General features: G+C 35.3%; 13 protein-coding genes. 9 read left to right on the top strand and 4 right to left on the bottom strand.

All coding sequences use genetic code 11. From position 1 onward, the window contains the following. Positions 1–71 precede the first annotated feature (71 nt). The 5 genes from A3GQ_RS0102470 to A3GQ_RS23145 all read left to right on the top strand — a co-directional run bounded on the left by A3GQ_RS0102470 (position 72) and on the right by A3GQ_RS23145 (position 3,882). Positions 72–1,232 carry a D-alanyl-D-alanine carboxypeptidase family protein gene (locus A3GQ_RS0102470; RefSeq protein WP_028775704.1) on the top strand — a complete coding sequence of 387 codons (1,161 nt, stop codon included), beginning with the start codon at positions 72–74 and terminating at the stop codon, positions 1,230–1,232. Between the two features lie 138 nt (positions 1,233–1,370). Next, the gene (spoIIAA, locus tag A3GQ_RS0102475) at positions 1,371–1,724 is read left to right on the top strand and encodes an anti-sigma F factor antagonist (protein ID WP_028775705.1); all 354 of its coding nucleotides are present in this window, start codon (positions 1,371–1,373) and stop codon (positions 1,722–1,724) included. Continuing rightward, a complete protein-coding gene (spoIIAB, locus tag A3GQ_RS0102480) occupies positions 1,721–2,176 on the top strand; it encodes an anti-sigma F factor (RefSeq protein WP_028775706.1) in 456 nt (151 codons plus the stop codon). The genes spoIIAA and spoIIAB overlap by 4 nt, the downstream gene beginning before the upstream one ends. 10 nt (positions 2,177–2,186) lie before the next feature. After that, positions 2,187–2,939: an RNA polymerase sporulation sigma factor SigF gene (gene sigF / locus A3GQ_RS0102485; RefSeq protein WP_028775707.1), complete on the top strand. Its 753-nt coding sequence runs from the start codon at positions 2,187–2,189 to the stop codon at positions 2,937–2,939. 109 nt (positions 2,940–3,048) lie between these two features. Then, the gene (locus A3GQ_RS23145; RefSeq protein WP_051271118.1) at positions 3,049–3,882 is read left to right on the top strand and encodes a DUF2935 domain-containing protein; all 834 of its coding nucleotides are present in this window, start codon (positions 3,049–3,051) and stop codon (positions 3,880–3,882) included. Here A3GQ_RS23145 and A3GQ_RS0102495 read toward each other — a convergent pair. The 3 genes from A3GQ_RS0102495 to A3GQ_RS0102505 are packed head-to-tail and all read right to left on the bottom strand — an operon-like array spanning position 3,872 to position 7,699. Then, complete coding sequence (locus tag A3GQ_RS0102495) at positions 3,872–4,987, bottom strand: Ger(x)C family spore germination protein (RefSeq protein ID WP_083964050.1); 1,116 nt, start codon at positions 4,985–4,987, stop codon at positions 3,872–3,874. The two genes, A3GQ_RS23145 and A3GQ_RS0102495, sit on opposite strands and share 11 nt — an antisense overlap. Further along, a complete protein-coding gene (locus tag A3GQ_RS0102500; RefSeq protein WP_028775709.1) occupies positions 4,984–6,093 on the bottom strand; it encodes a GerAB/ArcD/ProY family transporter in 1,110 nt (369 codons plus the stop codon). Before A3GQ_RS0102500 ends, A3GQ_RS0102495 begins: the two co-directional genes overlap by 4 nt. A 1-nt stretch (position 6,094) precedes the next feature. Next, a complete protein-coding gene (locus A3GQ_RS0102505) occupies positions 6,095–7,699 on the bottom strand; it encodes a spore germination protein (RefSeq protein ID WP_425423356.1) in 1,605 nt (534 codons plus the stop codon). A 38-nt stretch (positions 7,700–7,737) separates the two neighbouring features. Between A3GQ_RS0102505 and spoVAE the strand changes: the two genes are divergently transcribed. The 3 genes from spoVAE to lysA all read left to right on the top strand — a co-directional run bounded on the left by spoVAE (position 7,738) and on the right by lysA (position 10,061). Continuing rightward, entirely contained in the window at positions 7,738–8,091 is a 354-nt protein-coding gene (spoVAE, locus tag A3GQ_RS0102510; protein ID WP_037463616.1) for a stage V sporulation protein AE, read from the top strand. A gap of 3 nt (positions 8,092–8,094) precedes the next feature. Next, a complete protein-coding gene (spoVAEA, locus tag A3GQ_RS0102515) occupies positions 8,095–8,664 on the top strand; it encodes a stage V sporulation protein SpoVABEA (protein ID WP_028775712.1) in 570 nt (189 codons plus the stop codon). A 71-nt stretch (positions 8,665–8,735) separates the two neighbouring features. After that, entirely contained in the window at positions 8,736–10,061 is a 1,326-nt protein-coding gene (gene lysA, locus A3GQ_RS0102520; protein WP_028775713.1) for a diaminopimelate decarboxylase, read from the top strand. A gap of 614 nt (positions 10,062–10,675) precedes the next feature. Here lysA and A3GQ_RS0102525 read toward each other — a convergent pair. Continuing rightward, on the bottom strand, positions 10,676–11,674 hold the full coding sequence (locus A3GQ_RS0102525; RefSeq protein WP_028775714.1) for a hypothetical protein: 999 nt from the start codon (positions 11,672–11,674) through the stop codon (positions 10,676–10,678). Between the two features lie 549 nt (positions 11,675–12,223). On the opposite strand from A3GQ_RS0102525, the gene trmB reads away from it, so the two are divergent. Beyond that, entirely contained in the window at positions 12,224–12,853 is a 630-nt protein-coding gene (gene trmB, locus A3GQ_RS0102535; RefSeq protein WP_028775715.1) for a tRNA (guanine(46)-N(7))-methyltransferase TrmB, read from the top strand. The last annotated feature ends 154 nt before the right edge of the window (positions 12,854–13,007 follow it).

The following is a 13,007-nucleotide window of genomic DNA, read 5'->3' on the forward strand; positions in this document are numbered from 1 at the left end:
TATCATAATTGGAATATTCCCCCTGTCACTGGTACAAACTATGGACGTACGATAGGAGGAATGAAAATATTATGTGGAAAAGATTTAGCATTCTTTTTTCTGTCTTTTTTTTGGCAATAAGCTGTATTCCAACATTGGTTTTTGCAGGACCAGATGATTCATCTGATCTAGCACCCAATGCACGTTCCGCCGTGTTATTGGATGCAGATACAGGCTCCGTCATCTTTGAGAAAAATGGACATGATAAATTGCCTCCAGCAAGTATCACCAAAGTTATGACGATGCTTCTAATCATGGAAGCGATTGAGAGTGGACAATTAAAATGGAGCGATCAAGTCAGTGTGAGTGAAAATGCAGCATCAAAAGGTGGTTCACAAATATTTTTAGAGCCTGGAGAGCAAATGAGTGTTAGAGATATGCTAAAAGGAATTGCAATAGGTTCTGCTAATGATGCTTCTGCTGCAATGGCAGAGAAGTTAGGAGGAACAGAGCAGCGTTTTGCCCAAATGATGAATGCCCGTGCGAAAGAGTTAGGGATGAATGATACCAAGTTTCAAAATTCGAATGGACTTCCTGTTCCTGACCACTACACTTCTGCACATGACATCGCACTGATGTCACGAGAGCTACTCAAACACCCTGAAATCACAAAATTTACTGGGCTCTATCAAGATTATTTGCGCCAAGGAAGCAAAAAGCCTTTTTGGCTTGTAAATACAAATAAATTGGTTCGTTTCTATCCAGGGTTGGATGGCTTGAAAACTGGATTTACCAATGAAGCTCGCTTCTGTTTAACTGCTACTGCAAAAAGGGAAAACTTTCGAGTCATTGCGGTTGTAATGGGGGAACCAGATACGAAAATACGAAATGCTGAAGTTTCACAGATGCTGGATTATGCATTTGCTCAATTTACAAATCGTGTTTTCTATAAACAAGGAGATATAATCGCTAAGTTAAGAGTAGAAAAAGGTGACCCTGAATATATTGTGATCCGAGCTCATCATCCAATTAGTATGATGATGAAAAAAGGTGAAAATCCGAATGGAATTCGAAAAGTCATTAAGTGGCGCACGTTGGAAGTTCCAATCAAGAAAGGACAAGTTTTAGGAACAATGGAGTTTCATAAAGAAGGGAGAAAGATAGCTTCTCTTGAATTGGTAAGCTCAAAAGAAATTGGAAGAGCAGGATTTTGGTCTTCTGTTAAACGAGTTTTAGAAGATACATTATTTTAGGGAAAAGCTGGTTGCTTTGAAGTGACCAGCTTTTTGTTTTTTTAGACAAGGTGAAAATAGAGGTAACAAAGCTTAGCAGGAAATATTAGGTAATAGAGAGAATGTATTCGTTAACAGACTGAAAGGAGCGTGCCCAGGTTGTCGTTATCCATTCATTTAACTTCCACCCAGCGTGTACTAATTGTTCGTTTAACAGGAGATTTGGATCATCATACAGCTTCAAATGTAAGAAGAACAATAGAAGCAGAATTAGCCAAAAATATTCACTCTCATTTAGTCTTAAATTTAGAAAATCTCCAATTTATGGATAGTTCTGGACTTGGTGTGATTCTTGGAAGATACAAACAAATGATGAGTAAAGGTGGCAAGATGTATTTATGTTCTGTTCAACCTTCTATTTTCAAACTCATGGAAATGTCAGGTTTGTTTCAGATTTTGCCTCCCTACCAAGATGAAAATAGTGCCATTTCAGCTTGTGAGGTGGCATCATGAATAATACATATCGCAATGTCATGGAACTAACTTTTTCTAGTTTGTCTGAGAATGAAGCATTTGCACGAATTACTGTAGCTGCATTTGTCTCTCAATTGGATCCAAGTCTAGATGAACTAAACGATATTAAAACAGTGGTTTCAGAAGCGGTTACCAATGCCATTATCCATGGATATGAAGAACATCCAGAAGAACAAGTTTATATTCGAGCAGAGATTCTAGGTACGAAAATAACCATTCAAATAACAGACAAAGGGATAGGAATAGATGATATTGGGAAAGCTCGACAACCATTGTTTACATCAAAACCAGAACTAGAAAGGTCGGGAATGGGCTTTACGATCATGGAAAATTTTATGGACGAAGTGACCATTCGATCTAATCTTGGTCAAGGGACAACGGTTCTCCTTGTAAAGCAGTTAAAAAACCATCCTCAAACGATGGCGAATTGAGGGATGGTAAATGGATGCTGATGTACGAAATACAAGACATCGTTACTTGCCAGACCAAGAAGTGAAACAACTCATCCAAAATAGTCAGCAAGGAGATCTTGCATCTCGGGATCATTTGATTAAACACAACATTCGATTGGTTTGGTCTGTTGTTCAGCGATTTTTGGGACGTGGTTATGATGCTGAAGATCTTTTTCAAATTGGATCAATTGGATTATTAAAAGCAATAGATAAATTTGATTTGTCTTATGATGTGAAATTTTCTACTTATGCAGTACCTATGATTATTGGAGAAATTCAACGTTTTTTACGTGATGATGGCATGGTGAAAGTAAGCCGGTCATTAAAAGAAATCGCTACAAAAGTACGTAAAAAGAAAGATGAGCTAAGTAAAAAATTGAATCGTATCCCCACTCTAAAAGAAGTGGCAGAAGAGCTAGAATTGACACCTGAAGAAATCGTATTTGCTCAAGAAGCTAATAGAGCACCTACATCTATCCACGAAACGGTCTATGAAAACGATGGAGATCCCATTACTCTAATGGATCAAATTGCAGATGAATCGGATATAAGTTGGTTTGATAAATTAGCTTTAAAAGAAGCGATTGAGCATTTATCGGAGAGGGAAAAGTTGATTGTCTATTTACGTTATTACAAGGATCAAACACAATCAGATGTAGCAAAGAGGCTTGGGATTTCACAAGTGCAAGTTTCACGATTGGAGAAAAAAATTATATCTCAAATGAAAGCACATTTATTGTAAGAGTGGAAAGAGGACTTCGGTCTTCTTTTTTTTGAAAAACTTTTGAAATAGGGATATAGGTGCATTTGCATAAATAGAATGGCATGAATAGAGAAAAGGAGGGTCCTGATTGAAAGAATCATCTTACTTGTCGCCATGGGAAGAACATCATTTTTGGTTAAAAATTTTATATGACCATGCTCATTTTGTTCGGGATTATTTATCTCCAGCTGAAAAGGAATATGTAAGAATAGCAAATGACTACATTGATCAATTTGCTTATTTGAGAAAAAGGTTAAAAAAACTAAGTCCTCGGTTAACTGCTGCTTCTCTTGAAATGAGCGATTTTGCTAGAGAGGTGCATCCGATTGCTTATGGGTATTATACATTGGAGTCAAATTTACAATACTTACGTTTAAGGAATAAAGTAAATTTAAATTTAACACCTACATTTTTAGCTGGTACCCTATTAGAAAATCAAGAATATCTTCGGATTTTAGGGTATCTTACTTGCGGGAATGATGCACCTCCTTTATCTCTTGTAGAATTGCTTGATTTATGGTTAGAAGATCAAGCTGGTCATGCTTCCTTATTAGCAAATGGATTAGATCCTCTTGAAGCAGAAATAATTAACAAATCAAATGAATTAGCGAAGATATTTTTATGGTATCTGTATGAAAATGGAAAAATAAAACAAATGGAAAACTTTACAGAAGAACAAGTTCCTCAACAAGTAAAATTTGTTCGAAATGTAATAATTTCCGTTAATCAATTTAACCAACTGGTTATTTTGGTGTTAAAAGAATACAAAGAAAATCAACTTTTTAACCGTTTAACATATCGCTTTTTAGAACATCATCTTCCCGAAACATGCTATTTTTTGAAAAAACTTTCTTATTATACTCCGGAGGATTCAGACATTATTCCAAATTGTGAGCTGATCCCACCTTATTTTAATGAATAACACCTGTATTTATTAGGACTATATCAGTTGTGATATTCACCTTGGCTTTGGAGAACGTTTCAAACCAATTGTCTTCTACCTTCTTCCAATTTTTATATTGTTGAGCTCTGGCGAATACACCAAGTGCGATGGGATCGATTTTGTGCTTTTGTGTTTTTTTTATGAGTCTAGTAACTTCGATATTCAATTGATCTGCAATGAGTTTTTTAATTTCTGTGGGATGATTTGCTGTATCTAAATAAAACATTCTTTCTACTAGATCGGCAAACACAGTTAGGTGAATATCAAAATGAAATTGTCCATTTATTACGTTTGTTTTTACTTTTTTTCTAACACCTTTAATCGCGATGCTCAGTCGGCTGAGTTCTTTTTTTTCATGAATTCGACTAGAGGATATTGGAAGTGATACTGGGATCTGATTGGTAAGAAAATCTTGTAAAATAAGTGCCAACGGATTTTCAATAAGGTTTAATGATGTTTGGTATAAACCATTATGAGATAATAATGCTGAACCTGTTATTTTTACATTTTTATTTATCGTTTTCATTTCAGGAATCATTGGAGTAAATCGTTTTTCTAATTGTGAAGCGTTGAATTGTTGAAGATTCGGGCTGATGATGACACCACTTAGAAACAAGTTATCCAACATGTTGCGGATTACTACTCCTAGTCTGCCTTTGTCATCCATTTTGGAATTGAAAATATCTTCAACCGGACCATCTACCATGACGATTTTGCTGTTTAGATCATCTTTCGGGTCACGAATAATAACATCTAAATAAGGAAGCACATTCCTTTGTTGTAAAAACTTTTTCCCTACTAGTATGGTCTGAATTTTTCCTTTCACAATCGTGCCCTGACTTAATGCATTAAATTGATATCTTGCTTCACGCAAACTTTTCGCTTTCACCTTCATGACATGGTAATTTTTTTTAACTTCTGTATTAAAGACAGGAGTACTTGCAAAGAAGATCAAATCATTGTTCTTATCTAAATCTATTCCTAACATTAATATGATATCTGATCTTTCAAGGTATAATTGATCCCCACAACCGCTTAATAGGAGGCATAAGCTTATAAGACAACTAACTAATTTCATTTTCATTGGATATCGAGCCTTTCTTTCTTTATCGCCAAAAAGATTTTTCCATAGAGCCACAGACAGATAGGAAAGATAAAACCAAAGAACTTGCCGCTATTGGATAACCATTTTTTTAAATGGACAATATTCTCAATTTCAAACTGCGAAGAATACAAAATCCCTAACCATCCCAATAGAATGATGATTAATGCGGGTTGGGTAATAGAACGACGATTTGTTAAATAACGGGATCCATCCAGTGCAATGAATAGATATGGAATAACAGTCATAAATAAAATGATAATATATCCTGAAATAAAGATGATTTCCAATCGCTCGAGAAACGGAAATCGTATCAACTTAAGTAAATCCAGAGTAGGCCAAAGGTCATAAACTAACTCGGAATCGCTTAACCGAATATAGCTTAAAATGGTTACAAAAATAAGCACACAAGCAGTCATTGTATTTGAGATAAGAATGCCTTTATAGGCATCTTTTTTGTTTTTAAGATAAGGATATAAAAAGAAGGCTAGTTCAAAACCTAAAAACGATAAACTAGTCATTGGAATAACTTTAAAGATTGGCATCCATCCATCTCGAACTAATGGGAGTAAATTTAACCAAATTCCGTTTTTAATGGAAAAGAAAAGAGTAGGGATCATCCAAAGCGTTATCAAAAAAGTGAATTGGGCAAAACGGCTTATCATCGGAATTCCTTTTCTCGTAATTTGATAAATAGGTATAATAAATAACAAACCAATAAGAAGTGGATTAGTATTGGGTAAAACCCATACTTTGATCAGAAAGACGGAATAAAGGAATGAAAAACTAGCCGCAAATAAAACATAGAGAAACCAACCAAAAATAATCACTTTTCCTAACCATCTTCCAAAATATTTCGGGATCAGATCAAATAAAGTATCATTGGGATGGTTTTTCATGGTATTTAGTATAAGAAAACTCACTGCATTTGTAATAATCCAGCCTAATATAATAGCAATCCAACCATCTGACCCACCACCTTCTATAAATATGTCATGAGGGATGGTTAAGACTCCAACTCCTATTTGTGTTTTATAGATAAGAAACACGTATTGACTAAATGAAAGTTGAAACGATTTTTTTGCCATGTTACTCCTTTTCCCCCTGTCTACGTAGTTGATCTGGTTTAACAGAGAGGGGCCTTTGTTTCATCCATTTTAGTGGAGCTCGAATAAAGGTATCTTTCCAATCGGATAATTCAATAGGGGCAAAACTGCTCCCAAAAGGTACACCAAGTGACTTCAACTCAATTAAATATGCAAAAAGAACAATAATGCCAATGGATAGTCCTACGGCTCCAAATAAGGAAGAAAGAAACATTAAAGGAAACCTCACTAATCTAACAGCACTCGACATGTCATAATTCGGTATGATAAATGCAGCAATTGCAGTAACAGCTACTACAATAACCATGATGTTGCTTACGATACCTGCTTGTACGGCTGCCTCCCCAATGATAATCCCACCAACTACCCCAACAGTTTGTCCCAGCGGATTTGGAAGTCGTATTCCGGCTTCTCTCAACATTTCAATAGCGATTTCCATTAAAATCGCTTCGAGTATGGGAGGAAAAGGAACTTTGGATCGCGATTCTCCGACAGAAAGCATGAGATCCAATGGAATCAATTCATAATGGAACGAGATAACGCCAATATACAATGCTGGTAAACCAATTGCGATAAAAAAAGAAGCGATGCGAAGCAGACGTATAAAAGTTGCTGTAATCCAACGAGAACTATAGTCATCTTGGCTTTGAAAAAAAGCCGTGAGTGACATTGGTGCAACAATAGCATTTGGAGAATGATCCATAAGTAAAGACACCCTACCTTGAAGCAGATTGGATGCAACAGTATCTGGCCTTTCCGAAATCAAAAACTGAGGAAATAAGGATAGTGGATTATCTTCAATCATCTCCTCTAATTCCCCGATATCAAGCACTGCGTCTTTATTAATACGTTTTAGTCGATTTTCAAATTCATGAACGAAATCATGATTGACGATATCTTCAAGATAGAGTATGTATACTTTCGATTCGGATCGAGTTCCCACTATATATTCTTTTACTATTAAATTATTGTCTGTAATATATCTTCTGATTAAGGCCAGGTTTTGTTCAATCGTTTCAATAAACCCTTGGTGCCCACCTTTTATGGATGACTCGATTTGTGGTTCTGTGATTGCTCTTTGGGGCCAGCCTTGTGTACAAAAAACGAGAGCATGTGGAGTTTTATCTATTAATAAGACAGACTCTCCTTGAGTAATGGCTTTTTTTATTTTGTATAGTGACTTCGTTTTATATATTTTTCCAATAGGGATAGATAAATCAGGTTCAAAAAATTCATTTGTATCATCGAACTGGAACATAAGAGGACGCATTAAATTATCATTTATAGAAACTTTATCTACCAAANTACTGTAATAAATAAGACAAACATCTTCTTGTCCTTTTGTTTGGAACGGACGGACCATTAAATCTGGGCTAGAGGAAAAGGTGTGTTGAATTTTTTCAATATTAACCAAAATATCATTTGAAATGGAATCATTTTGCTTGTCCTTATTTTGTTGTTCTTTTTTTTGTGAAGTTTCCATTGGATAAAGACCCCGTTTTGTCTTATAAGAATTGCTGTTAGTATGGGGGATAACAATAATATTTATGCAATGATACCTTTGTATCTTGCCTTTGCTTTGGGACATACTAATCACAAACTTGAAGATTGAAGGATGTGGATGGTGTGGGTTCTTTTATTACTGCTTTTATTGTTGGTGGGCTTATTTGCGTAATTGGACAATTGTTGATGGATTTGACCTCCCTTACTCCAGCACATGTCCTAAGTATTTTGGTAGTTGCTGGTGCTATATTAGATGGAGTTGGTTTGTATGATCCATTGATCGAGTTTGCTGGAGCAGGAGCAACAGTACCAATTACCAACTTTGGTAATTCACTTGTTCATGGAGCGTTGCAAGCAGTTCAAGATGATGGATTGATAGGGGTTCTTACAGGGATTTTCCAAATTACAAGTGCAGGTATTTCTGCGGCTATTATTTTCGGGCTTATCACTGCATTTGTTTTCAAACCAAAAGGATAGACCATGACGAAAAGAAAAGTAATATTAGTCACAGATGGTGATCAAATAGCCAAAGATAGTCTAGAATGTGCTGCAAGAAATATAGGGGCACGGTGCATCTCCTTATCAGCAGGTAATCCTTCTGCCCTATCAGCTGATAATCTAGTTGATCTGATAAAACAAGCTGCATTTGACCCCGTTCTTGTTATGTTTGATGATTGCGGTTCGAGTAAGATAGGTGCAGGCGAAAATAATTTGTATTGTGTTGCAACACATCCAGACATAGAAGTTTTAGGTGCGATTGTAGTAGCGTCCAATTGTATGAGGAGTAGAGGAACACCAGTACACATGTCATTGGACTGTTATGGAAATGTAATTGGTACAGGAGTAAATAAATTTGGTTATCATCATCGTCAACGTACTGCGAGAATATATGGAGATACAGTTGAAATCTTGAATAAATTATTTATTCCAGTAATTATAGGGATTGGTGACATTGGTAAAATGCATCATCGAGATGCGATCTTAGTCGGTTCTCCTGTTACTACAAAAGCAATTCAACTCATTTTACATATTCATTATCAAAATGAGTAGAAATAATGCTTTTCTCCTTTAACTCACTAGCGTATAGTAAAGTATTATTGGTGCAAAAAGGGGAAGGTTTTATGTATTTACACGGAACAGCCAAAAAAAATGTACAAGGTCATTTAGAGATAGGTGGTTGCGACACAACACAACTTGCAAAGCAATTTGGAACACCATTATATATAATGGATGAAGCAAATATCCGCAAGCAAATGCGCAAACTCAAAAAAGCTTGTGATCAGACAACGATTCCATATCGTACTGCCTATGCTAGTAAAGCGTTTAATACACTCGCAATGTGCCGAATAGTAGAAGAAGAAGGTTATTTTTTGGATGTAGTTTCTGGAGGAGAACTCTATACAGCAGTCCAAGCAGGTTTTCCAGCAGATCGCATCTATTTTCATGGCAATAATAAATCCCTAGAAGAACTAAAAGAAGCAATCAATTATGGGGTACGTTATGTCGTAGTGGATAACATGATAGAGTTGACAATGCTTGAAGAAGTAGCCAGTGAAATGGGAAAAATGGTTCCAGTTTTATTTCGTATAACACCTGGTGTAGAAGCTCATACTCATAATTTTGTACAAACGGGTCAAGAAGATTCTAAATTTGGTTTTGATTTATCGAGTGGACAGGCAGATGTAGCTGTTCAATATATATTAGGAAGTTCCTCTCTGATACTTAAAGGATTTCATTCTCATATTGGTTCGCAAATTTTTGATGCAGAGGCATTTGCAGTTGCCATAAATCGTTTAGTTGAACTTATTCATCGTTGTGAAAGAGAATATAGTTTTTTTCCAGATGTCCTCAATATAGGAGGAGGATTTGGTATACGTTATACAGAACAGGATACTCCTCAACCAATTGAAATCATCATAAAGGGTATTTCATCTATTATTGAAAAAGCATTTTCTCAAAGATGTCCTGAGATTTGGCTAGAACCAGGTAGATGGATTGTCGGAGAATCAGGTACTACACTCTATACAGTTGGAACAATGAAGGAAATACCAGGAATTCGTAAATATATTGCTGTAGATGGAGGAATAGCAGATAATCCAAGACCAGCCATCTATGACGCAAAATATGAAGCGATGTTAGCTAATCGTGCAAACGAAGAAGCAACAGATTTGGTATCCGTTGCAGGTAAGTGTTGTGAATCAGGTGATATGTTAATTTGGGATGTAACCCTTCCTTTGGTGCAGAAAGGTGATTTGTTAGCGATAAGTTGTACAGGAGCATACAATTATTCCATGGCAAGTAATTATAATCGTTTACCGAAACCGGCAGTAGTATTGGTTCAAAATGGTAGAGCAGAAGTGATAGTAGAACGAGAAACATATGAAGATATTGTAAAAAAGGACAAAATCCCATCAAGACTTTTAAAACAAACGGTAAACCATCTATAGGTTTGCTAAAATTCGAAATATAATCCAAGTAAGAAGTTTGTTTTGTATTGAAAAAATGGTTTTCCATCGTTTTTATCACGATTGTTCTTCTATCTATACCAATGTTAGCAAGAGAGGGAAAAGCCGAATCTCTGGCCATTTTTTCTATGATCAAATTGTAGATTCATAACCATTTACTTAAAAGCTTATTAAAAAATAAAATTGCAAGAAATAACCAGAAGAAAAAAATCGTATTGTTGCGCTCACATTAATTCCATTTTGTGAACAAAAGCACTCTAGCTAGAGTGCTTTTTATTACGGCTTTTTCTAGATGAGACGAATGTCGTGTGAAATAAAACCACCTGCTATGCGAGTCGGTAAGATAGATTGTGATGAATAAATGTGTGATTCATGTAAATATAAAATCACGATCAATCTGGATCAGGATAGGCATGTTATTTGGGAGCAAGTTGAACTTGTGTTAAATCAATTAATAGATCAGGGATTTCTCGTATTACGACAGCTTGGCCACGGCCGAGTGTTTTTAATGTATTGGGATGTATCCGCATATACTTTTTTCATCTTGAATGTTACCGATTCCGGTCGCTTTCCGAGGTCATTTTTTATTATGAATTTCATTTCACACGATAAAAACGAATGTTATCAAAATCAGCCCATTTTCCTTTTGTAGAGTAAGAGAAGAGATAAACCTTTGCTGTTCCTCCTTTTACTATAATATTGTTCACTTGAAACTCATGCCATGTGTTTGGATCTGCTTTATTGTTTAATTCTATATATTTATTTTCATCATCTACAGTATTATCTGATTCTTTTACTCCCAGGCGAAGTTGTTTTTGACCTCCACTACTTCGTACCATTCCTTTGAGTATATAGATTCCATCGGGAATATTCTTTGGTCGCTGGAAAGTAAGTTGTCGATAATCATGGTCATACCAGTGAACCATATCGGATTTCCCATCATAAGGGTAATCTTTAGCGATATCATATGCGCTTCCTTGTCCATCTGGAGACCAATTCATCCAATATTTTGAATTGTTTTCGAAACTAGGGTTTTTTAGTATGTTTTTGGGATCAGCTATTATTGGTGTGGATGATGGTTTGGGCTTTGTTCCTGCTGTTGGAGGAGTGGTTGGTTTGGTAGGAATCGGTTTTTTAGGAGTAGGAGTGTTCTTTTTATTATTTGAAGTTGGACGGTCCTTATAGATATAGACTGTTTTTATTTCAGGTTTTGTGGGATTGCTTGGATTTGAATCAAGATCATCGGAAATGTTTGGGGTTTTTTCCGAATTTGTTTTTTCCTTTTTTTGAGTTATTGATAGATTTGGATTATCCCGATTTTTCTTTTTTTGACGATTTGCAGTTTTTCTCGATTGGGGATTTTTTGGTTGTTTTTGTGCTCCTGTAATGAATTTTTTATGGGTAGTTTTCTTTTCTGTAGCATTTGGTGGGGTGTTACTATTTGCTAGGCTTGTTGCATAAGTGATACCTGTAAATAAAAATAATAATCCGATAATAACCCACACACTAGTTGGTATTTTCCAGTTTGCTTTCGCTGTTCTCGGTTTTTTCCATTTCATATCCCATTTGGAGGGAGATTTGTTTTTGTTTTTCATGCTAATTCATCTTCCTTTCCTTCTCATTTTATAATAATTTCGATTTTTAAATTGATTTTTTAGATGGCCTTTATAACCACAAATGGTTTGCATTTTGCCACAACAGAGGCAAGTCCTGCTCCAATAATAGTTTCAATAATTTGATCTACATCCTTCACAGAAAACCACCTTGTCGTTTAAATTTGCATGTTTGAAAATATTGCTATATAAAATCATTATAAACAATTATTTCTAAATTTATATAATTTATCGAAAAATAAAATTAATTATGATATATTATAAATGCTATTAAGTGAATTTTCCTCGCACACATCAACTTATTTTCCCATTCTCTTTCTGTTAACTATCCATGCAGTCCTGACAACGGCCCTAAAATCCGTTTCTGTTCAGATTGGCACTTCGCAAGTGAAGCATTTGATTCAGGCATAATCCTTTGGATTTGTTAGGGTGCTCCTCTCCCCCTTACAAAAACCAACTCAAGCAAGGTTTCTTGTTTTTTTAAATGAAAAAGTCCTTTTGTTTGGGGCTTTTTTTTATGGAGGAGTATGCATGGGAAAGAAACAAAATAATTTCGAAAAGCCTATCTTGATCGGAAAAGAAGCAAAGATAGTTTCACCAATACGAAATTTGTTTCAAACCCGAAAATTCCCATTATATGTTGATTTGGGGACTGGAAATGGAATGTTTGTTAGAAAAGCTGCAAAGAAGTATCCTGAAATAAACTGGATTGGGATTGAAAATAATGCAAAAGATATGGTAAGAGCATCAAGCTTCCCACAACAGAAAAATATACGATTTATTTGGATGAGAGTGGAGCAATTAAAACAGGTATTTGCAGAAGGTGAAGTAAATCGCTTTTATTTACAATTTTGTACACCCATTGATGACTCAAACTGGAAACATAAACAGATGACTTATTATCGTTTTTTGGATATTTATCGAGAACTTTTAGCTAGAGATGGAGATCTTATTTTTAAAACAGATCATGCTGGTTTATACGCTTTCACTTTAAAACAAATAGAAAAAGGAGGTTGGAAGATTGTGAATGAGCTACAAGATTATGCTTCCAGCAATCTTTATGATAAACAGCTTTCCACAGACTGGGAACAGCAAATGATAAATACGAATACATCCATTTATTATCTTCGTCTACGACCGATCAATAGAAGGTTAACTTAACAAATCTAGAAGGAGGAGATAATTTCACATAAGTTTATGGGCTGTTCTGCTCTATAAAAAGAATCAATCATTCTTCTTTTAATAGAAGATAACTTTTTTGTTAATAGTTGCAGGAGTTATTTTTTCCTTTACTTGCATTTGTAGTTTTCAATCC

The organism is Shimazuella kribbensis DSM 45090 (assembly GCF_000428065.1).
Classification (GTDB): Bacteria; Bacillota; Bacilli; order Thermoactinomycetales; family Thermoactinomycetaceae; genus Shimazuella; species Shimazuella kribbensis.